The following is a 20,760-nucleotide window of genomic DNA, read 5'->3' as shown; positions in this document are numbered from 1 at the left end:
TCCGGGCCCTTCCGCGTCGCGTGGGCGGGTCAGGCGGGCTGGAAGCGGCGCAGTCGCAGGCTGTTGGTGACCACGAAGACCGAGGAGAAGGCCATTGCGGCGCCGGCGACCATCGGGTTGAGCAGCCCGGCGGCGGCCAGCGGGATCGCTGCCACGTTGTAGCCGAAGGCCCAGCACAGGTTGCCCTTGATGGTGCCGAGCGTGCGGCGGGAGAGCCGGATGGCGTCGGCCGCCGAGCGCAGGTCGCCGCGGACCAGGGTGAGGTCGCCGGCCTCGATCGCGGCGTCGGTGCCGGTGCCCATGGCCAGGCCCAGGTCGGCCTGGGCGAGGGCGGCCGCGTCGTTGACGCCGTCGCCGACCATCGCCACGACCTTGCCCTCGGCCTGGAGCCGCTTGACGGTCTCCACCTTGTCCTCGGGCAGCACCTCGGCGACCACGTCCGCCGGGGCGATGCCGACCTCGGCCGCGACGGCCTCGGCGACCGCCCGGTTGTCGCCGGTCAGCAGCACCGGACGCAAGCCCAGCGCGCGCAGCCGGGCGATCGCCTCGGCGCTGGTCGGCTTGACCGCGTCCGCGACCTCCAGGACGGCCCGGGCCTCGCCGTCCCAGCCCACCGCGATCGCGGTCCGCCCGGCCGCCTCGGCCGCGGCCTTGGCGCGGGCCAGGACGGGCGGCAGGTGCTGGGCCCGGTCGGCGAGCAGGGCCTCGCGCCCGGCGACCACCGTCCGGCCCTCGACGACGCCCTGCACGCCCCGCCCGGGGAGGTTGCGGAAGTCCTCGACCGGCGGTAGCGCGCCGGTCCGCTCCGCGGCGGCGGTGGCGATGGCGGCGGCGATCGGGTGCTCGGAGGCGTGCTCCAGGGCGCCGGCCAGGCGCAGTGCCTCGGTCTCGTCGACGCCCTCGGCGGTGTGCACGGCGAGCAGGGTCATCCGGCCGGTGGTGACGGTGCCGGTCTTGTCCAGGACGATGGTGTCGACCTTGCGGGTGGTCTCCAGTACTTCGGGGCCCTTGATCAGGATGCCCAGTTGGGCGCCGCGGCCGGTGCCGACCATGAGCGCGGTCGGGGTGGCCAGGCCCAGGGCGCACGGGCAGGCGATGATCAGCACGGCGACGGCGGCGGTGAACGCCTCGGTGGGGCTGTCCGAGGCCAGGAGCCAGCCGACCAGGGTGGCGAGCGCGAGCAGGATGACGATCGGGACGAAGACGGCGGAGATCCGGTCGGCGAGGCGCTGGGCGGCGGCCTTGCCGTTCTGCGCGTCCTCGACCAGCCGGGCCATCCGGGACAGCTGGGTGTCCGCGCCGATCCGGGTGGCCTCGACGACCAGTCGGCCGCCCGCGTTGACGGTGGCTCCGGTGACCTGGTCGCCGACGCCGACCTCGACCGGTACGGACTCGCCGGTGAGCATCGAGGCGTCCACCGCCGATCCGCCCTCGACGACCATGCCGTCGGTGGCGATCTTCTCGCCCGGCCGCACCACGAACCGGTCGCCCACGGCCAGGCCGCCGACCGGGATCCGGACCTCGGCCCCGCCGCGCAGCACGGTGACGTCCTTGGCGCCGAGGTCGAGCAGGGCGTGCAGGGCGGCCCCGGCCCGGCGCTTGGAGCGGGCCTCCAGGTGGCGGCCGAGCAGGATCAGCACGGTGACGGCGGCGGCCGTCTCCAGGTAGAGGGTGGAGGAGGCGTCGGTGTCGCCGATCGCCAGTGAGAAGTCGTGGTGCATCCCGGGCAGGCCTGCGTGGCCCCAGAACAGTGCCCAGAACGACCAGCCGAAGGCGGCCAGGGTGCCGAGCGAGACCAGGGTGTCCATGGTCGCGGCGCCGTGCTTGAGGTTGGTCCAGGCGGCGCGGTGGAACGGCAGGCCGCCGTAGACCAAGACCGGGCCGGTGAGTGCGAAGGCGAGCCACTGCCAGTTGGCGAACTGGAGGGCCGGGATCATCGACAGCATGACCACCGGGACGCTGAGGACGGCGCTGATCAGCAGCCGGTCGTACAGCGGGTCGGCGGTGTCGGTACCGGTACTGGCACCGCTACTGGCGTCGGCGCCGGTCGGGAGGGTGGGGGCCGGGGGCGGCGGGAGTTCGGCGGTGTAGCCGGTGCGCTCGACTGTGGCGATCAGGTCCTCGACCGTCACCCCGGGGCCGTAGTCGATCCGGGCCTTCTCGGTGGCGAGGTTGACGGTGGCCTCGACGCCGTCCATCCGGTTGAGCTTCTTCTCGATCCGGGTCGCGCAGGAGGCGCAGGTCATGCCGCCGATCGACAGCTCGACCCGGTCCCGGACCCCGGGGGTGCCCTGGACGCCGGGGGCGGTGGTGACCAGTTCGCTTCGCTCGCTCATGCGGATCGGCTCCTCGGCAGCTCCTCGGTGGGGGTGTACGGCGGGGTCCGCTGCCCGGGCCCCGCCATACCGGGCGTACAGGGAGGCCTAGGCGCTGCGGCCGACCAGTTCGTAGCCGGCCTCGTCGACGGCGCTGCGGACCTGCTCGTCGTCCAGCGGGGCGAGGGAGGAGACCGTCACGGTGCCGGCCTTGGAGTCGGCGGCGACCTCGGTGACGCCGGTGAGGGCGGAGAGCTCCTCGCTGATCGCCTTCTCGCAGTGGCCGCAGCTCATGCCGGTCACGGTGTAGGTGGTGGTGCTGGACATCCGGGCCTCCTGGAGGTGTGGCGCCCCGGGCGTCGGCCCGGGCTCTACTCTGACAACACCATACCCCGCAGGGGTATTTCCGGGAGGAGTGGGTGAAGTGGCACGCGTTACGGACGCGCACGCCGGTCGAGCGTATGCGCCGGACCGCCTCAGGCCGGGGAGGCCGGGAGCTGGGCCGGGATCGGCGCGCGCTCGCGCCGGATCAGCAGCCGCAGCCAGAGCAGCCCGCCCAAGGAGACCACGAGCAGTCCGGCCGTGTCGTAGAGGGTGTACAGGTGCACCTGCTCGCTGGTGGGGTCGGGCATGTGGCCGAGCTCGAACAGGGCGCGCTGCCAGGAGCTCGCGGTGGTCTTGGCGACCAGCCAGACGGCGATGCCGCTCGTGCTGTCCCAGAGCGCGTGCAGCAGCGATACGCCCAGGTAGGTGACGGCGACCGGGGTGGTGAAGCGGAACCGCCCGCCGCGGCGCTCGCTGAACAGCACCCCGCCGACGATCGCCGTCCACAGGATGTGGCCGACCGGCGCGAGCACCCCGCGCAGGATCTCCGTCTCGACCAGGTCCTCGAGCGAAAGCCCCTGGATGCTCAGCACGGCGTTGAACGCGTACCCGGCACTCTCGAACGCGGCGAACCCCGCGCCGACGGTGGCGCCGAGCACCAGCCCGTGCCGCAGCCCGCTGACCCGCAGCCGGCGGCTCACCATGACCAGGGCGGCCAGCTTGGCCGCCTCCTCGATCAGTCCGACGGCGACGTACATCCCGGCCGAGGGCGAGACCAGGTAGCTCTCCAGCACCGAGGCGCCCAGGACGCCGATGATGCCGCCGACGCCGAAGCAGGCGAAGATCCGGTCCGGGCCGAGGTCGCCGGCGTAGCGCTCGTAGGCCCAGATCACCACGGTGGCCGGGACCAGGAAGCTGCCGAGCAGCACGATCGTCGGGACGAGGTTGCTGTTCCCGGTGAGGAACGTGACGACGACGGTGGCGCCCCAGAGCAGCAGGCCGACGGCGAAGACCCTCAGCCAGTGGTCGGACGTGGCCGTCGTGCGGGCCGGGGCGTCGGAGATGCGGGGGGTGTTGCGGTAGCCGGACACCGGTCAGGGCCTCCTCGGGGTAGCCGCTTTGGTCGAACTGTATGACAAATAGGGCATTTAGGGGCGATCGGGACGCCCGTGCGGCGGGGCGGCGGCCGCGGCGGACGGAAACGCGGTAGGCGGGCGGGTGGGTGCCGCGAACGTCCCTTATGTTCGGTATGTGTTCCCGACCCGCCGTGCCCAGTCCCCCTCGGCCCCCAGCGCCGCCGGGCTGCCGCCGGACCGGCGGCGCGGCGCCCTGCTGGCCGCCGACCTCCAGGACGTGCCGTTCTGGCGGCGGGCCAGCCCGGCGCTGCTCGCCGTGCTCCTGGTCGCACTCGCTGACCTCCTCTCCGGCAAGGACCGCTACCTGGCACCGCTGATGACCGTCGTCCCGGCCGCCGCCGCGCTCACCCTCAGACCGGGCGAACTGCTCGCCGTCTGCGCGCTCGGCCTGCTCGCGGTCTTCGGGCTCAGCCACTACGACGAGGTCGACAACATCAACGACGCGCGCTTCCTCTACGGTGCGATGGTCAGCTACGCCGTGCTGACGGTCTTCTCCGCCTGGGTCGCCAAGATTCGGATGCGGCGCGCGGCGGCCTTCGCGGCCGTCAGCTCCGTCGCCGAGGCCGCCCAGCGGGCCCTGCTGCGGCTGCCCGGGCCGGCCGTCGGGCCGCTGCGGCTGGCCGTCCGGTACGTGTCGGCGGCCGACGCCTCACGGATCGGCGGGGACCTGTACTCGGTGCTGGAGACGCCGCACGGCACCCGGGTCGCGGTCGGGGACGTCCGGGGCAAGGGGCTCTCCGCCGTGCAGACCGCGGCCGTGGTGCTCGGCGCGTTCCGGGAGGCCGCGTACGACGAGGCCGGGCTGCGGGGCGTCGCGGCGCGGATCGAGGCCAGCGTCGAGCGGCACGTCCCGGACGGGGAGTTCACCACCGCGCTGTTCGCGGAGTTCCGCACGCCCGGGGTGATGGAACTTCTGCAGTACGGGCACGTCCCGCCGATCCGGGTCGACGGCGACGGGCGGGCGCACGTGCTGGACGCCCCCGACCCCTGGGTGCCGCTCGGCCTCGGACGGCTGGCGACGGGCGAACCGGCCAGCTGGGACCAGCCGTTCGGGGCGGAGGACGTGCTGGTGCTCTGCACGGACGGGGTGGTCGAGGCGCGGCACCGCAAGAGCGGGGAGTTCTACCCGCTGGCGGAGCGGGTCGGGCCGCTGGTGCGGGGCGCCACGCGGTCGGAGGGGGATCTGGAGGCGGCGGTGGGGCGGGTGTACGCGGACCTGCTCGCGCACACGGGCGGGGAACTGCGGGACGACGCCCTGCTGTTGCTGATCGCCAGGACGGACGGCTGAGGGCCGGCCTCCTCCCCTCCTCCCCGCGCGGGGATCCTCCTCGCGCGGGTGTCCGCGCGAGGAGGAGGGCGCCTCAGGACGCGGTGACGTCGGCGAGGGCGCGGAAGAGGAGGGCGGTGGAGGTGGCGCCAGGGTCCTGGTGGCCGATGCTGCGCTCGCCGAGGTAGGAGGCGCGGCCCTTGCGGGCCTGGAGGGGGACGGTGTCGCGGGCGCCCTGGTCGGCGGCCTCGGCGGCGGCGGCCGCCGCCTCGGGGAGGGTGGCCCCGGCGCCGGCCGCGGCGCGGAAGGCGGCGACGGCCGGGGTGTAGGCGTCGACGATGGTCTTGTCCCCGAGCACGGCCTTGCCGAGGGTGCGGACGGCGTCCAGGCCGGCCGCCAGCGCCTCGGCGACGGCGGCCGGGCCGACGGGGTCGGCGGAGCCGGGCAGGGCGGGATCGGGCAGGGCGGCGCCGATGGCGCGGAAGGCCTTGCCGTAGAGCGGGCCGGAGGCGCCGCCGACCTTGGAGATCAGCGTGCTGCCCACCTTGGTGAGCACCGCGCCCGGGCCGGCCGGCCGGAGGCCGTCGAGGGCGGCCAAGGCGGCGGAGAAGCCGCGCCGGAGGTTGCTGCCGTGGTCGCCGTCGCCGATCGCCGAGTCCAGCTCGGTGAGCCGGCCCTGCTCCTTCTCGACGGCCGCGGCGATCGCGCGGACCCAGGCCTCGGCGAGGGGGGTGTCGAAGTCCATGACGTCTCCCGGCTCAGGCCCGCTTGAGGGCGGGGGTGTCGACGGGCGCGTCCCACAGCTCCAGCAGCTGCGGGTCGGCCTTGGTGAGGGTGAGCGAGAAGCCCGCCATGTCCAGACTGGTGACGTAGTTGCCGACCAGGCTGCGGGCCACCGTGATGCCGCGCTCGGCGAGCCGGGCGGCGACCTCGCCGTAGGCGATGTACAGCTCCAGCAGGGGGGTCGCGCCGAGGCCGTTGAGCAGGGCGATCACCTCGTCGCCCGGGGCCAGGTGGTGGTCGGCGAGGATGGTGTCGACCACCTCGGCGGCCAGCGCGCGGGCCGGGCGCAGCTTCTCGCGGCGACGGCCGGGCTCGCCGTGGATGCCGACGCCGACCTCGATCTCGTCCTCGGGCAGGTCGAAGCCGGGCTTGCCGGCGGCCGGAGTGGTGGCAGCGGTGAGTGCGATGGCGAAGGAGCGGGAGGCGGCGTTGACCCGCTCGCCCAGGGCGGCCACCTCGTCGAGCGGGGCGCCGCGTTCGGCCAGCGCTCCGGTGGCCTTCTCGACCAGGACGGTCGCCCCGGTGCCGCGGCGGCCGGCCGTCCAGGTGGAGTCCTCGACCGCGACGTCGTCATCGACCAGGACGGTGCGGACCGTCAGGCCCTCCTCGGCGGCGAGTTCGGCGGCGAGCTCGAAGTTCATCACGTCGCCGGTGTAGTTCTTCACGATGAAGACGACGCCGGCGCCGCTCTCCACGGCCTTGGCGGCGGCCAGCATCTGGTCCGGCACCGGGGAGGTGAAGACCTCGCCGGGGCAGGCGGCGTCCAGCATGCCGGGGCCGACGAAGCCGCCGTGCAGCGGCTCGTGGCCGGAGCCGCCGCCGGAGATCACCGCGACCTTGGGCCCGGCCGGGCGGGCGGCCCGGGTGATCACCCGGTTGGGGATGTCCACCGTCAGCTCGGGGTGGGCGGCGGCGACTCCGGCCAACGCGTCCTCCAGGACGCTCTCCGGGGTGTTGATCAGCTTCTTCAACGCTCTTCGCTCCCTTGTGCGGGTCGTCGGCCGTGGACGCTGCTGCCCCGACGCTACGCCAGACGGGGGTGGCGGGCACGGGGTGCGACACGCGGGATTCGCGTCACTCTCCCGGAGTAGCGGCGTCGGCCGCGGGGTCGGTCGTAGGGTCGGGCGCATGAGCGAACACGTGGGTATCGTCCTGGTCTCGCACAGCGCCCGACTGGCCGCCGGGCTGCGCGAGCTGCTCGCCGAACTCGCCCCGGGCGGCGTGCGGGTGGTGTGCGCGGCGGGTACGGAGGACGGCGGGCTCGGCACCAGCTACGACCTGATCGCGCGGGCCGTCGCCGAGGCGGACGGCGGGGCGGGCGTGGTCGTGCTGCCGGATCTCGGCAGCTCGGTGCTCACCGCCGTCACGGTGCTGGAGGACGAGCCGCGTCCGGGTGTGCGGCTGGTGGACGCGCCGTTCGTGGAGGGCGCGGTGGCGGCCGCCGTCACCGCCTCGACCGGGGCGGCGCTGGCGGAGGTGGTCGCGGCGGCCGAGGAGGCCCGCTCGTTCCGGAAGCTCTGAAGCCGCGGCCGTGACGCCGGGGCGGTTACTTGGCGTCGGCGTAGCAGTCCACCACCGCCGTGGTGAGCGGGAAGCGGACCGGGGTGTCGCCGAACACCAGGCGGCGGGCCTCGTCGGCCGCCTCGGCGACCGCGGCGGCCACCTCGTCGGCGAGGTTGGCCGGGGTGTGCACGATCACCTCGTCGTGCTGGAAGAACACCAGGTGCGGGCGCTCCGCCGGGCCGGCCACCGGCAGGTCGCTCAGCCGGCGGCGCAGGGCGGCGAGCAGGGCGAGTGCCCAGTCGGCGGCGCTGGCCTGGATGACGAAGTTGCGGGTGAAGCGGCCGCGGGCGCGGGCCTGCCGGCCGCCGGCCTCGCCGGCCGTGTCGGGGGCCTCGGTGAGGTCGAGGAACTCGGCGGAGGCGGGCGGGCAGACCCGGCCCAGCCGGGAGGCGACCACCCCGCCGTCCTCGCCGGTGCGGGCGGCGGCCTCGACGTAGCCCATCGCGGCGGGGTAGCGGTGGCGCAGGGTGTTCAGCAGCGGGCCGATGTCGCCGCTGGTCTGCCCGTACATGGCGCCGAGCAGGCCGAGTTTGGCCTTGTCGCGGTCGCCCTGGAAGGCGTTGGCGGCCAGCGCCTCGTACAGGTCGCCGCCGGCGGCGGTGCGGGCCAGCCCGGCGTCCTGGGAGAGGGCGGCGAGCACCCGGGGCTCCAACTGGGCGGCGTCGGCGACGACCAGCAGCCAGCCCGGGTCGGCGACGACGGCGCGGCGCAGGATGCGCGGGATCTGCAGCGCGCCGCCGCCGCGGCTGGCCCAGCGCCCGGAGACCACGCCGCCGACCACGTACTCGGGCCGGAACCGGCCGCCGCGGGCCCAGGCGTCCTGCCAGGCCCAGCCGTGCGCGGCGTGGATCCGGGACAGCTCCTTGTAGCGGATCAGCAGCGCGGCGGCCGGGTGGGCGACGCCCTTGAGCTCCCAGGAGCGGGTGGAGCCGAGCTGGATGCCGTTCTCGGCGAAGGCGCGCAGCACCTGGGTGTGCGAGTCGGGGTTGAACGGGCGCCCGCCGAGGGCCTGTTGGAGTTCGACGGCGAGGTCGGCGAGCAGTCTCGGCTGGGCGCCGGGAACGGTCGGGCGGGGGCCGAGGAGTTCGGTGAGCAGCTGGTCGTGGACGTCGGCGCGCCAGGGCAGCCCGTCGTACGCGATCTCGGCGGCGACCAGCGCGCCGGCGGACTCGGCGGCGACCAGCAGCCGGAACCGGTGCCGGGCGGCCGGGTCGGCGATCGCGGCGATCCGGCGCTGCTGCTCGGCGTGGACGGCGACGACGGCGGTCAGCGGGTCGGCGCCGGGCGGCAGTTGCAGCCGGTCGGGCGCGAACAGGGTGTCCTGTCCGTCGTCGGACTCGGCGGCGCCGGGCTCGGGCAGGTCGTCCGGGACGGGCAGGCCGCGCAGCCGGGACCAGGCGGCGCCGAGCGAGCGCGGCGCGCCGAACCGGCCCTCGTGCGCCAGCAGCAGGGCCTCGACCAGGCGCAGGTCGTGGCAGCGGGCGAGCCGGTCGGGCAGCCGGGGCAGCAGCGGCGCGTAGGCGCTGTCGGTGGCGGCCCACACCCAACGGGAGTGCTCGGCGGCTTCCCGGGCGGCGACGGCGGCGGCGAGGTCGGGGACCTTCTCGGGCGGGCCGAGCGGGGTGCCGGCGTCGTCGAGCGGCTGGAGCCGGCCGCCGGGGCCGTGCGGGTCGGGGGCGAGGGCCGTCCTGGGTGCCACGGGGGGGTCTCCTCTCCGGCGCGCTGTTCTGGCGTGCGGGTACGGGCACGGGTGTGCGGTCGTTCGGGTGTCCGGGCTCGACGTTAACGGGTGGGTACGACAACGGGGGCGGGGGCGCATAGGCAGGGTGGGTGACACGGCGTAGGGTCGGCGAAATGACCGAGAACCCGTTCTTCAAGCCCAGCCCCCTGGTCTACGAACTGCCGCCCTTCGCCGAGATCCGGCCGGAGCACTTCCTGCCCGCGTACGAGCGTGGGATGGCGGAGCAGCTGGCCGAGATCGCGGCGATCACCGCGGATCCGCGGCCGCCGACGCCGGACAACACCCTGGTCGCCCTGGAGCGTTCCGGGGAGCTGCTGCGCCGGGTGGACGCGGTGTTCCGCAACCAGTCGTCCTCGGACACCAGCGAGCCGGTCGACGAGGTGGAGACCGCGGTGAGCCCGCTGCTGGCCGCGCACCACGACGCGATCCACCTGGACCGCGCCCTGTTCGCCCGGATCGAGGAGCTGTACGGGCGCCGCGCCGAACTGGGTCTGGACCCGGAGTCGCTGCGGCTGTTGGAGACCCGGCACACCCGTTTCGTCCGCTCCGGCGCCCGGCTGGGCGAGGCCGAGCAGGCCCGGCTGCGCGAGCTGAACGCCGAACTCGCCGCGCTCGGCACGACGTTCCAGCAGAACGTGAACGCCGCCAGCAAGGCCGCCGCGCTGGTCGTGGACGCGGCCGAGGAGCTGGACGGGCTGTCCGCGGACGAGGTCGCCGCCGCTGCGGAGAACGCCCGGGTGCTCGGGCAGGAGGGCCGGTTCGTGCTGTCCCTGAAGAGCACCTCCGGCCAGCCCGAACTGGCCCGGCTGACCGACCGGTCGGTGCGCGAGCGGCTGCTGGCGGCCTCGCTCGACCGGGGCCTGGCGGTCAACGGCCCGCTGGCGATCCGGATGGCCGGGCTGCGCGCCGAGCGGGCCGCGCTGCTGGGGCACCCGAGCCACGCCGCGTACGTGGTGGAGGACGAGACCGCGGGCACGGTGGAGGCGGTGTCCGGGCTGCTGGCCCGGTTGGTGGGTCCGGCGGTGGCCAACGCCGGCCGGGAGGCCGCCGAGCTGGCCAAGCTGGCGGCGGCGGACGGGATCGAGGAGATCGCCGCGCACGACTGGGCGTACTACTCGGAGAAGGTCCGGCAGAGCTCCTACCAGGTGGACGCGGCGGTGCTGCGCCCGTACTTCGAGCTGGAGCGGGTGCTCCGGGACGGCGTGTTCTTCGCCGCGGGGCTGGCGTACGGGCTGACCTTCACCGAGCGGACGGACCTGACGGCCCACCACCCGGACGCGCGGGTCTTCGAGGTGTTCGAGGAGGACGGTGGTTCGCTGGGCCTGTTCATCGGCGACTTCCACGCCCGGGCGTCCAAGCGCGGCGGTGCCTGGATGGACGAGCTGGTGAGCCAGGCGGGGCTGACCGGCCGGCGGCCGGTGGTGATCAACAACCTGAACATCGCCCGCCCGGCGCCGGGTGAGCCGGTGCTGCTGGCCTGGGACGAGGTGCGCACGCTCTTCCACGAGTTCGGGCACGCGCTGCACGGGCTGTTCTCGGACGTGCGGTACCCGCTGTTCGCGGGCACCTCGGTGCCCCGGGACTTCGTCGAGTTCCCCTCGCAGGTCAACGAGATGTGGATGGTCCGGCCGGAGGTGCTGGCCAACTACGCGCGCCACCACGTGACCGGGGAGCCGCTGCCGGCCGAGCTGGTCGAGCGGATGGTGGCGGCCGAGGGCTTCGGGGAGGGCTTCCGGACGGTGGAGTACCTCGCGGCGACGCTGCTGGACTGGGCCTGGCACACCGTGCCGCAGGGCCGGGAGATCGTGGACGCCGAGGAGTTCGAGGCACGGGCGCTGGCGGAGGCCGGGATCGCGGTGCCGGCGATCCCGCCGCGCTACCGGACGGCGTACTTCCAGCACGTCTTCGCCAGCGGCTACAGCGCCGGGTACTACGCGTACATCTGGTCGGAGGTGCTGGACGCCGACACCGTGCAGTGGTTCGAGGGCAACGGGCGCGCGGTGCGGGAGAGCGGCGAGCTGTTCCGGCGCGAGCTGCTGGCGCGCGGCTACGGCCGGGACCCGCTGGAGTCCTTCCGCGCGGTGGTCGGCCGGGCGCCGGAGACCGGGCCGCTGCTGGCGCGGCGGGGCCTGCTCTAGCCGCCTCCCGGGCGGCCCGGGTGGCGGTCAGCGCGGTGTGACCGTGACCGTCACCGGGGTGCTCGGGCGGGAGTGCGGGAGGCGGATCCGGACGGTTCCGGCCCGCCCGCCGGCCGGCTGTTCGACGTCGACGCGGGCGGCGGCGGGGGTGACGGTGACGTCGGCGCCGTGCGGGAACGCCGCCGGGGGCAGGACGAGTTCGCTGCCGTGCCGGGTGCCGTCGGCGCTCCAGCGGACGGTGGTGGCGCCGGTGCGCACGTCCGTCCCGGCGACGGCCGCCGGGTACGGGCCGAAGGCGGGTTCGTCGCCGGGGGCGGGGCGCCCGGCCGGGTCGAGCGCGCAGTAGCCGCCGGTGCCGCGGCACCAGTACCACATGGTCCAGCCCTCGGCGAAGCCGTCCATCGCGGCGACCTGCCGGCGGACCAGCAGGGTGTTGCCCGGCCTGCGGGAGTCGGGCGGGCCCCATTCGCCGACCAGGACGGGCAGGCGGTGGGCGGCGGGGTAGGCGGTGATCGCGGCGGTGTAGCGCTCGACGAAGCCGTCGGCCGGGTCCCAGTCGGCGCCGTTCTCGACCGCGGTGTCGTAGAAGTGCGGTGCGTAGCCGAGCCGGGGCGGGCCGGGGCGCGGGTCGTCGAAGCCGGGCAGCCGGGTGGGCACGCCCTGGCCGACCAGGACGGTGGGTTCGACGAACAGCCAGGCGCGGGAGTCGACCCGGCGTACGGCGGCGATCAGGCGGCGGTACATGTCGGCGAGCCGGCCCTGTTCGAGGGCGGCGGAGGCGGCGGCGAGGACGGCCGGGTCGGTCGGGTCGCCGTCCACCGGGCCGAACGGCTCGTTGAACAGGTCGTAGCCCAGCAGCGAGCGGTGGCCGCGCAGTTCGAGGGCGAGCCGGGTGTAGAAGTCGGCCTGCCAGGCGCGCAGGTCGGGGTCGTCGTAGAGGTGGCGGAAGGCGGCCTGGACGGCGGGCTGGAAGTAGCCGGCGAACCAGTCGTTCGGGTCGGGGGTGAACGGCAGGCCGTCGTCCCGGGTGGCCCAGGGCGGGATGCCGCGGTCGCCGCCGCCGAACGCCGGCCCGTAGACGTCCTGGTGCAGGTCGATCAGGGCGAGCAGGCCGTACCGGTCGGCCCAGCCGAGGAGTTGGCGCAGCCGGTGCAGTTCGGCCGGGTCGAGGCGGCCGCGGACGGGCTCCAGCCTGTTCCAGGAGACCGCCACCCGGATCAGGGTGAAGCCCTGCGCGGCCAGGGACTTGAGGTCGGCCTCGGTGGTCTCGGCGTACTTGTCGAGGTTGAAGCCGCGCAGTTGGAGGCGGCGGCCCTGGGCGTCGGTGAAGGCGGTGCGGCCGTCGGGGCCGGTGGCCGTTGCGGCGGGGAACCGCGCGGGCGGGCCGCCGTGGGCGCCGTCGTGCGCGGCGGCGGGGGTGGCGGGGGCCGCGGTGAGGGCCGTGGTGGCGGCGAGCAGCAGGGCGGCGGCGGTGCGGCGCAGGCGCATCGGGACCTCGTACGGCGCGGGGGTGGGGGCCCGATGATGCCTGCGGTGCCGGGTGTCGCACAAGGGCCTTGCACGGAAGGGGAGTTCAGTCGGCGTCCGGGGCCGGGGCCGGGGTGGCGGGGGTGGGCAGGTCCGCGGCGGCGGCCAGGCGGCCCCAGAGCAGGTCGGCGAGCGCCTGCACCATGCGGGTGCGTGAGCAGGGTCTGGTCTCCAGCCACCAGTCGCCGGCCGCCAGCACCATGCCGGTGATGCCCCGGCCCCAGGCCTCGGCGAGCAGCTCGCGGTCGGCGCCGAGGTCGACCTGGCTCTGCACGGCCCGGGTGATCTCCGCGGCGATCTGCCGCAGCGCGGGGGCGAGTGCGGTGCCGGCGCCGCTCGGGTCGCCCGGTTCGGGGTGGGTGAGCAGCCGGTAGACCTGCGGGCGGGCCTCGATCCCGGCCAGGTAGGTGTCCAGGACGTGTTCGACCCGGTCGCGGCGCTCCAGCGGTTCGGCGAGGGCGGCCCGGACGGCGGCCAGCAGGCCGCTGGTGTGGCGCTCGGTGAGGGCTGTGATCAGGCCGTTCCGGTCGCCGAAGTGGCGGTAGAGGATCGGTTTGGTGATGCCGGCCTCGGCGGCGATGGCGTTCATGCTGGCGGTCGGGCCGTTCCGCTGGATGACCCGGTCGGCGGCGTTGAGCAACTGCTCGCGGCGGGGCTCTCGGGACATGTGCTGCTCCTTGGATTCGGGGTCTGACTGGGCGTTGACACCGGTTACCAATCAGTAGCAGACTCCGACGATGTTACCCGAGGTAACCCCCCTGGTCGGCCGTACCCCTTCTTCGGAGGCAAGCACCATGAGCAGCACGTTCTCGCTGGACCCGGGCGCGGACCAGCTCGCCGTACGCGACTGGCTGCACGGCTTCGCCGCCGACGTCGTCCGCCCCGCCGCGGCCGAGTGGGACGAGCGCGAGGAGACCCCCTGGCCGATCATCCAGGAGGCCGCCAAGCTGGGCATCTACTCGCTGGACTTCTACGCCCAGCAGTACTTCGACCCCTCCGGCGTCGGCATCCCGATCGCCATGGAGGAGCTGTTCTGGGGCGACGCGGGCATCGGGCTGTCCATCGTCGGCACCACGCTGGCCGCCGTCGCGGTGCTCGCCAACGGCACCGACGAGCAGATCGGCACCTGGACCCCGCAGATGTTCGGCACCCCGGACGACCTCAAGGTGGCCGCGTTCTGCTCCTCCGAGCCCGACGCCGGCTCCGACGTCTCCGCGCTGCGCACCCGGGCGGTGTACGACGGGGCCAAGGACGAGTGGGTGCTCAACGGCACCAAGACCTGGGCCACCAACGGCGGGATCGCCGCCGTCCACGTCGTCGTCGCCACCGTCGACCCGGAGCTCGGGGCGAAGGGCCAGGCCTCCTTCGTCGTCCCGCCGGGCACCCCCGGGCTGAGCCAGGGCCAGAAGTTCAAGAAGCACGGCATCCGCGCCTCGCACACCGCCGAGGTGGTGCTGGACGGCGTCCGGGTGCCCGGCAGCTGCCTGCTCGGCGGCAAGGAGAAGCTGGACGAGCGGCTGGCCCGGGCCCGCGAGGGGGTCAAGCGCCCGGGGGGCAGGGGCAACGCGGCGATGGCCACCTTCGAGGCCTCCCGGCCGGCCGTCGGCGCGCAGGCGATCGGCATCGCCCGGGCCGCGTACGAGGTGGCGCTGGACTACGCGAGGACCCGCGAGCAGTTCGGCCGCCCGATCATCGACAACCAGGGCGTGGCCTTCCAGCTCGCCGACATGAAGACCCGGATCGACGCCTCCCGCCTGCTGGTGTGGCGGGCCTCCTGGATGGCGGCCAACAACCAGCCGTTCACCGCGGCCGAGGGCTCGATGTCCAAGCTGTACGCGGGCGAGACGGCCAAGTGGGTCACCGCGCAGGCGATGCAGATCCTCGGCGGCAACGGCTTCACCCGGGAGTACCCGGTGGAGCGGATGCACCGGGACAGCGCGATCTACTCGATCTTCGAGGGGACCAGTGAGATCCAGCGGCTGGTGATCGCGCGGGCGATCTCGGGGATGCCGATCCGCTGAGCCCGCTGGGCCTGCTGGGCTACCGGGCCGCCCAGAAGGCGAGTCCGGCGGTGAGCGCGCCCACCGCCGCGCCGACGACGGTCTGCGCGGTGGTGTGGTCCCGCAGCACCACCCGGGACCAGCCGATCGCCGCGACCAGCGGGGCGAGCAGCAGCCACAGCGGGCCGAGCGCGATCCCGAGGCAGACCACCGCGCCGGCGGCGACGGCGGTGTGCACGGAGACCTTCCACCAGACGGTGATCACCAGGATCGGGACCAGCGAGGCGAACATCGCCAGCACCATCGCGGTCAGGTCGGCCGGGGCGTCCAGCCAGAGCATCACGGCGAAGCTGGTCGCGACCGAGCCCATGATGAACGGGATGACGGTCAGCCGGCGCTGCCGGTGGCCGACGTGGCGGTCCTCCAGGGTGCCCTTGCGGATGCCGCGCTGGATGAACATGGTCGGGATGACGGCCGCGAACAGGGCCGCGAAGGCCGCCCAGCCGAGGCCCGTCCAGCCGTAGCGGATGACGCCCATCAGCGGGAGCATCGCGATGATGACGTTCTTCGGCTCGACGCCGTCGGTGACCCGGCGGGCCCAGATCGTCCGGCTGGTGGGGGCGGTCGTGGCCTCGGTCGTCATCGGGGTGTGTGCTCCGGGTGCGCAAAAGGGGTCGGCGTGAGGGGTCGGCGCGACGGGGGCGTCGGGGCGCGGGCGTCGGGACGGCCCGGCGCCGATCGGATGATCGTACGCGAGCCCGTCCGCGCGGCCGGTGCCCGGACCTGAGGCCCGGCCCCGGTCAGAACCGTGCCGGGCGGCCCTCCAGGAACGCGGCCAGCCCCTCGGGCACGTCCGAGGTCTCCCGGGAGCGGCGCTCCCAGGGCGCCAGCGCCTGCGCCGCCCGCTCCGCCGGGACGGCCAGCGCGGCCTTCACCGCGCCGATGGTCTGGGCCGAGCGCCGGGTCAGCAGTCGGGCGAACTCCAGCGCGGCAGCGTCCAGTTCGGCGCCCGGCAGGACGCGCTCCGCCAGGCCCAGCGGCAGCGCGTCGCGGCCCGTCACCAACTCGCCGGAGAACAGCAGGTACTTGGCGCGGGCCGGGCCGACCAGCCGGGCCAGCCGTACGGTCGGCACCGCCGGGTAGACCACGCCGAGCTTGGCCGGGGTGATCCCCAGCCGGGCGTCCTCGGCGACGAACCGCAGGTCGCACGCGACGGCCAGCTGGCAGCCGCCGCCCACGCAGGCGCCCTGTACCACGGCGACGGTCGGGTGCGGGAAGGCCGCCAGCGCCTCCTCGGCGGCGACGTTGACCGCGTGGTAGGCGTCCGCGCGCTCCGGATCGCCGTACACCTCGGCGAGTTCGGCGATGTCCGCGCCCGCGCTGAAGGTGCCGCCGGCGCCGGTGACCAGCAGGGCGCGCACCCCTGGCTGCTCGGCGAGGCGCAGCAGCACCTTGGGCAGCGCCTGCCAGATCTCCAGGGTCACCGCGTTGCGCCGGTGCGGTCGGGCGAACTCCAGGACGGCGACGCCGTCCTCGCCGACGTACGCGTGCAGGCCCTCGGCGTGGGTGGGCAGGGCGGAGCGGTCCCGCGTGAGCAGCGGCTGGTCCATGCGCACCTCCGGGCGGTCGTGGTGCGCCCACTCTCTCAGGAGGCGACGGCGCAGTAGTCGCCGAGGCCGCCCTCGACCAGGGCGAAGGCGCGCGCGGCCCGGTCGAGGGCGGCGGGCAGGGCGGCCGCGGCGCGTTCGCCGGTCAGCATCCGGCGCTGGTTCTCGGTGGTCAGGGCCAGTCGGGCGGCCAGCAGTTGGGCGGCGGCGATCTGTGCGGTGAGTTCGTCGTGGGCCGGGTCCTGGGCGAGGAGTTCGGTGGTCAGCAGGCCCTGTGCGTGCCGGCCGAAGCCGGCGGTGGCGCGCATCGCCAGGGCCGGGGTGCGGTGGATCAGCCGGACCACGTCGAGCACGAGCGGTTCGTCGCTCAGCCCGGTGGCGGGGTCGTGCTGCTCCAGCGCGGCGAGGTACTGCTCGCGCAGCGCCGCCACCGCGGAGGTGCCGGGGGCGCGTTCGCGGACCACCCGGGCCGGCTCGTCGAGGTGCCGTTCCATGGGGGCCATGACCAGGTCTTCCTTGGTGGGGAAGTAGTTGAAGACGGTCATCTTGGACACCTCGGCGGCGGCCGCGATCTCGGCCACCGAGACCTGGTCGAAGTTTCGCTCGGCGAACAGCCCGATGGCGGTGCGCCAGATCCGGATGCCGGTCTGGATCTTCTTGCGCTCGCGCAGCGGGAGGGCGTCGAGGTCGCGGTCGTCGTCGGGGCTGAAGCCGGGGTGCGTCGCCATGGCTCGACTGTACCAGGATCAAAGATCGACCAGGATGAAGATTGAGCTGAGCTTAAGAATTGACCAGGTATAAAAAAACTGCCATGGTGAGGACGTGCCGCCGGCCGCACCGGCCCGGCCCGAACTCCACCGACCCTGGGGGGACTTACCGATGGCACCCGCTGCCCGTGCCTTGATGACACCGGCCCAGCGCAACCTGGGCATGCTGCTCTGCCTGGTCACGATCGTGCTGGCCGTGCTCGACATGAACATCGTGTCCGCGGCCACCGTGCCGATCGTCCGGGAGCTCGACCCCGTCCACGGCGTCGACCGGCTGCCCTGGCTGATCAGCTCGTTCGCTCTCGCCGCGACCGCGCTGCTGCCGCTCTACGGCAAGCTCTGCGACCTGTACGGCGCCAAGCGCGTGCTGCTCGGCGCGGTCGGCACCTTCCTGGTCGGCTCGGCGCTCTGCGGGCTCGCGCAGTCGATGGGCCAGCTGATCGCCTTCCGGGCCCTCCAGGGCATCGGCGGCGGCGGGCTGATGAGCGTCACCATGGTGGTCATCGCCCACCTCAAGGACCCGGCCGAGCGCGGCAGCGGCAAGGGCGGTGCGATGGGCGGGATCGTCGCGGGCATCGGCATGGCGGTCGGCCCGCTGATCGGGGCGCTGTTCACCGACCACCTCGGCTGGCGCTGGATCTTCTACATCAACCTGCCGCTCGGCCTGCTCGTCCTGGTCGGCACCGCCCTGGTGATCAAGCTGCCGCCGGCGGCCGGCCGCCGCAGCCTGGACTTCCTCGGCGCGGCCCTCGCCGCCGCCTTCGCGACCGGTCTGCTGCTGGTCACCGAGTGGGGCGGCAAGGACTACGCCTGGACCTCCCCGGTGATCCTCGGGCTCGTCGCCGCCACCCTGGCCGCGTTCGGCCTCTTCGTGTGGCGCCAGGCCACCGCCGCCGAGCCGGTGCTGCCGCTGTCGCTGTTCCGGATCAGCGTGGTGCGCCTCGGCTTCGCGATCCAGGGCCTGGTCGGGATGGGCATGACCGGCTCGATCGTCTACGTGATGCTCTACCTGCAGATCGCCCGCGGCGTCGACCCCACCTCGGCCAGCCTCTACCTGATCCCGATGGCGGGCGGGATGACGGCGGTCGGCCTGCTGGCCGGCCGGCTCACCGCCCGCGGCTACGCGGAGCGCACCTTCCTGGTGGCCGGCGCGGGCTGCGCGGCGATCGCCCTGCTCCTGCTCGGCCTCAACGGCCCGACCACCGGGCTGTGGGCGGTCTGCGGCGAACTCGCCCTGCTGGGCGTCGGGATGGGCCAGCTGATCGGCCAGCTGGTCACGGTGGTGCAGGAGTCCGTCCCCCGGCACCAGCTCGGCGTCGCGACCACCGGGATCCGCTTCTTCCAGACCCTCGGCAGCGCGCTCGGCGCGGCGCTCTTCGGCACCGTGCTGGCCCGGGTCTTCGCGGACGGCGAGCCCGGCCTGCCGCTCGGCGCCGTCCGGACGCTCGGCGGCGCGGCCCGCGAGCACGCGCTGCGCAGCTTCACGGACGCCGTCGACGTGGTGTTCCTGTCGGCCGGCGGTCTGCTGGTGCTGGTCCTGCTGCTCGCGCTGCGGGTGCCCAGGGCGGTGGCGGCGGCGGAGCCGCCGGTACTGGCGGCCTGAGGGGCTGAGGGGGCCGGGAGGCCGGGGGCGACGGCCCGGGGTGCGGGGTCCGGTGGGACACGGGGGTGTCCACCGGGCCCCACCGCGTCCGGTCAGGCCCCGGGCGTCCACTCCGGAGCCAGGATCGACCAGATCTGCTTGTCGTGGCGGACCCCGTTGTGCGGATACCACTCGCGCAGGGTGCCGTCCAGGCTCATGCCGACCCGCTCGGCGACGGCCCGGCTGCGGGCGTTGCCGGCGGAGCACCACCACTCGGCGCGGTGCAGGCCGCGGGTGGTGAAGGCGTAGTCGAGCAGCACCCGGACGGCGGCGGTGATCAGCCCGCCGCCCTCGCCGGCCGGCTCGGTCCAGGCGCCGATCTCGCAGACGCCGCTCTGGGCGTTGAAGCTCACGAACATCACGCCGCCGACCAGCGTGCCGTCCCGCCAGATGCCGTAGATCCGGCCGCTGTCGGCGGCCTGCTGGTCGGCGTAGCGCTGGAGGGTGGCGCGGGCGGAGTCGAGGTCGGTGGAGCGGGTGGCCCAGGGGATCCACGGGTCGGTGTGGGCGCGGGCGCGGTCGATGTGGGCCAGGAACTCGGCCGCCTGCCACGGCTCCAGCGGGCGCAGTTCGGCGTTCTCGGCGAGCGGTACGGCAAACATGGGCTGGCCTTTCACGGGATGCACGGTCCACGGGATGCGCGGTGTGCTGGGAACCATACATAACAAACGTTTGGTATGTACGATGACCCCCATGACGCCGGCCCGTGGAGACCATGACGCCCGCCGCCTGGAAGTGTCCGAGGGCGTGTGGCGGGTGCTCTCCAGCCGTGGCTTCGAGGGGCTGACCCTGCGTGCCGTGGCCACCGAACTGGGCGCCTCCACCGGCCTGTTGACGCACTACTTCCCCAACAAGCGGGCCCTGCTGAGCCACGCCCTGGACGAACTCGACCGGCGCTCCGGCTCCCGGCCCCGGCGCACGGCCCCCGCCGACGGCACCCCGCCGCCACCCCCCGGGCTGGCTCGACTGCGGGCCGCGCTGCTCGACGTCCTGCCGCTGGACGGGGCGGCGGTGGCCGGCAACCGGATCTGGGTCGGCTCCTGGGACGTCGCCCTGTCGGACCCCGCGCTCGCGGCCGCGCACGCGGGTCGCTACGCTCGCTCGCGCGAGGCCCTCGCGGTGCACGTCGCGGACGCCCAGCGGCTCGGGGAGCTCCCGGCCGGGGCCGACGCCGCCGCGCTCGCGACCGGCGCGCAGGCCTTCGCGCTCGGCCTGGTGGTGCAGGTGCTGTTCGCCCCGGCGGAGTTCCCGCCCGAGCGGCAGACCGCTCTGCTGGACGCCTACCTGGCCGGGCTCGCCACCGCCGGCTGACTCGCCACCGCCGGCTGACTCGCCACCGGCGGCAGACCCGCCGCCATCGGCTGAGCGGCCGGCCGGGCTCGCGATCACGGGCCGAGCGGCCGGCCGGGAACCCGCCCGAGCGGCTCCCGGCCGAGTCGGCGGGGCGGATTGTCCCCGGAGCGTGATTCGCCCGGGATTTCGGTTGTTCGGGTCTTCTCCGCATCCGGTTCGCGGTGGCGGTCATCCGGAGCAGCCTGTTATCGCAGTGGCCATGACACGCATCGTCACGGGTTAGGTGCGGTGGGTGTGCGCAAATCAGGCGGTGTGCGGACGGGATTTCCGGGAGCCCCCGACGGCCGGGCAATGCGGCCGCCGGCCTGGCGGCCTGCGGGAATGCCGAGGTGGTGCCCCCAGCAGGATTCGAACCTGCGACCTACCGCTTAGAAGGCGGGTGCTCTATCCGCTGAGCTATGGGGGCGGGACGGGCTGCGCCCGGGCGGGCGTGACCGTGGCCGGGTCGGGCGACGAGCGCCGGGGGCGCGCGTGTCCGGCCCCGTACCGTGAGGGTGGGGGTGGGGGTCGGTGGGCCCTCGACCTGTCGGGGACAGGATAAGGGTGCCCAGTTCCTCGGCCGAGTGTGACGACACCGCCGTTGGTGTGTCGGTTCGG

General features: G+C 74.5%; 18 protein-coding genes and 1 tRNA gene. 6 read left to right on the top strand and 13 right to left on the bottom strand.

Annotated elements, in window-relative coordinates; genetic code table 11:
• Positions 1 to 29: 29 nt before the first annotated feature.
• From AB0R04_RS28830 to AB0R04_RS28820, 3 genes are all read right to left on the bottom strand, one after another.
• A complete protein-coding gene (locus AB0R04_RS28830; RefSeq protein WP_363376341.1) occupies positions 30 to 2,336 on the bottom strand; it encodes a heavy metal translocating P-type ATPase in 2,307 nt (768 codons plus the stop codon).
• Positions 2,337 to 2,423: 87 nt separating this feature from the next.
• A complete protein-coding gene (locus tag AB0R04_RS28825; protein ID WP_363376339.1) occupies positions 2,424 to 2,642 on the bottom strand; it encodes a heavy-metal-associated domain-containing protein in 219 nt (72 codons plus the stop codon).
• 149 nt (positions 2,643 to 2,791) lie between these two features.
• Entirely contained in the window at positions 2,792 to 3,730 is a 939-nt protein-coding gene (locus AB0R04_RS28820) for a PrsW family glutamic-type intramembrane protease (protein WP_363376336.1), read from the bottom strand.
• Positions 3,731 to 3,890: 160 nt separating this feature from the next.
• Here AB0R04_RS28820 and AB0R04_RS28815 point away from each other — a divergent pair, with 160 nt between their 5' ends.
• Positions 3,891 to 5,063, top strand: a complete 1,173-nt coding sequence (locus tag AB0R04_RS28815; RefSeq protein WP_363376334.1) for a PP2C family protein-serine/threonine phosphatase — start codon at positions 3,891 to 3,893, stop codon at positions 5,061 to 5,063.
• Positions 5,064 to 5,136: 73 nt separating this feature from the next.
• Here AB0R04_RS28815 and dhaL read toward each other — a convergent pair whose 3' ends face one another.
• Positions 5,137 to 5,787 carry a dihydroxyacetone kinase subunit DhaL gene (dhaL, locus tag AB0R04_RS28810; RefSeq protein WP_363376331.1) on the bottom strand — a complete coding sequence of 217 codons (651 nt, stop codon included), beginning with the start codon at positions 5,785 to 5,787 and terminating at the stop codon, positions 5,137 to 5,139.
• 13 nt (positions 5,788 to 5,800) lie between these two features.
• Positions 5,801 to 6,796, bottom strand: a complete 996-nt coding sequence (gene dhaK, locus AB0R04_RS28805; RefSeq protein ID WP_363376329.1) for a dihydroxyacetone kinase subunit DhaK — start codon at positions 6,794 to 6,796, stop codon at positions 5,801 to 5,803.
• A gap of 157 nt (positions 6,797 to 6,953) precedes the next feature.
• Between dhaK and dhaM the strand changes: the two genes are divergently transcribed.
• A complete protein-coding gene (gene dhaM, locus AB0R04_RS28800) occupies positions 6,954 to 7,346 on the top strand; it encodes a dihydroxyacetone kinase phosphoryl donor subunit DhaM (protein ID WP_063349397.1) in 393 nt (130 codons plus the stop codon).
• A gap of 25 nt (positions 7,347 to 7,371) precedes the next feature.
• Here dhaM and AB0R04_RS28795 read toward each other — a convergent pair whose 3' ends face one another.
• Positions 7,372 to 9,087, bottom strand: coding sequence for a bifunctional 3'-5' exonuclease/DNA polymerase (locus AB0R04_RS28795; RefSeq protein WP_363376325.1), 1,716 nt, complete (start codon positions 9,085 to 9,087; stop codon positions 7,372 to 7,374).
• A gap of 155 nt (positions 9,088 to 9,242) precedes the next feature.
• Here AB0R04_RS28795 and AB0R04_RS28790 point away from each other — a divergent pair, with 155 nt between their 5' ends.
• On the top strand, positions 9,243 to 11,267 hold the full coding sequence (locus AB0R04_RS28790) for a M3 family metallopeptidase (protein WP_363376323.1): 2,025 nt from the start codon (positions 9,243 to 9,245) through the stop codon (positions 11,265 to 11,267).
• Between the two features lie 27 nt (positions 11,268 to 11,294).
• On the opposite strand, the gene AB0R04_RS28785 is transcribed toward AB0R04_RS28790, so the two are convergent.
• On the bottom strand, positions 11,295 to 12,755 hold the full coding sequence (locus tag AB0R04_RS28785; protein ID WP_363376320.1) for a cellulase family glycosylhydrolase: 1,461 nt from the start codon (positions 12,753 to 12,755) through the stop codon (positions 11,295 to 11,297).
• Between the two features lie 85 nt (positions 12,756 to 12,840).
• Complete coding sequence (locus tag AB0R04_RS28780; RefSeq protein ID WP_363376317.1) at positions 12,841 to 13,461, bottom strand: TetR/AcrR family transcriptional regulator; 621 nt, start codon at positions 13,459 to 13,461, stop codon at positions 12,841 to 12,843.
• 127 nt (positions 13,462 to 13,588) lie between these two features.
• On the opposite strand from AB0R04_RS28780, the gene AB0R04_RS28775 reads away from it, so the two are divergent.
• Entirely contained in the window at positions 13,589 to 14,815 is a 1,227-nt protein-coding gene (locus tag AB0R04_RS28775) for an acyl-CoA dehydrogenase family protein (protein WP_063349402.1), read from the top strand.
• A 19-nt stretch (positions 14,816 to 14,834) separates the two neighbouring features.
• Here AB0R04_RS28775 and AB0R04_RS28770 read toward each other — a convergent pair whose 3' ends face one another.
• From AB0R04_RS28770 to AB0R04_RS28760, 3 genes are all read right to left on the bottom strand, one after another.
• Complete coding sequence (locus tag AB0R04_RS28770; RefSeq protein WP_363376314.1) at positions 14,835 to 15,437, bottom strand: hypothetical protein; 603 nt, start codon at positions 15,435 to 15,437, stop codon at positions 14,835 to 14,837.
• Between the two features lie 157 nt (positions 15,438 to 15,594).
• Positions 15,595 to 16,404: an enoyl-CoA hydratase/isomerase family protein gene (locus tag AB0R04_RS28765; RefSeq protein WP_363376311.1), complete on the bottom strand. Its 810-nt coding sequence runs from the start codon at positions 16,402 to 16,404 to the stop codon at positions 15,595 to 15,597.
• A gap of 35 nt (positions 16,405 to 16,439) precedes the next feature.
• The gene (locus tag AB0R04_RS28760; RefSeq protein ID WP_363376308.1) at positions 16,440 to 17,129 is read right to left on the bottom strand and encodes a TetR family transcriptional regulator; all 690 of its coding nucleotides are present in this window, start codon (positions 17,127 to 17,129) and stop codon (positions 16,440 to 16,442) included.
• A 175-nt stretch (positions 17,130 to 17,304) separates the two neighbouring features.
• On the opposite strand from AB0R04_RS28760, the gene AB0R04_RS28755 reads away from it, so the two are divergent.
• Positions 17,305 to 18,771 carry an MFS transporter gene (locus AB0R04_RS28755; protein ID WP_363376305.1) on the top strand — a complete coding sequence of 489 codons (1,467 nt, stop codon included), beginning with the start codon at positions 17,305 to 17,307 and terminating at the stop codon, positions 18,769 to 18,771.
• A gap of 92 nt (positions 18,772 to 18,863) precedes the next feature.
• Here AB0R04_RS28755 and AB0R04_RS28750 read toward each other — a convergent pair whose 3' ends face one another.
• Complete coding sequence (locus tag AB0R04_RS28750) at positions 18,864 to 19,412, bottom strand: GNAT family protein (protein WP_363376302.1); 549 nt, start codon at positions 19,410 to 19,412, stop codon at positions 18,864 to 18,866.
• Positions 19,413 to 19,503: 91 nt separating this feature from the next.
• Here AB0R04_RS28750 and AB0R04_RS28745 point away from each other — a divergent pair, with 91 nt between their 5' ends.
• Positions 19,504 to 20,121, top strand: coding sequence for a TetR/AcrR family transcriptional regulator (locus AB0R04_RS28745; RefSeq protein WP_363376299.1), 618 nt, complete (start codon positions 19,504 to 19,506; stop codon positions 20,119 to 20,121).
• Between the two features lie 372 nt (positions 20,122 to 20,493).
• Here AB0R04_RS28745 and AB0R04_RS28740 read toward each other — a convergent pair.
• Positions 20,494 to 20,569: transfer RNA gene (locus AB0R04_RS28740), tRNA-Arg, on the bottom strand.
• Positions 20,570 to 20,760: the final 191 nt, after the last annotated feature.

The organism is Kitasatospora sp. NPDC056731, from assembly GCF_040687675.1.
GTDB lineage: Bacteria > Actinomycetota > Actinomycetes > Streptomycetales > Streptomycetaceae > Kitasatospora.
This window is presented reverse-complemented; position numbering and strand designations above follow the sequence as displayed.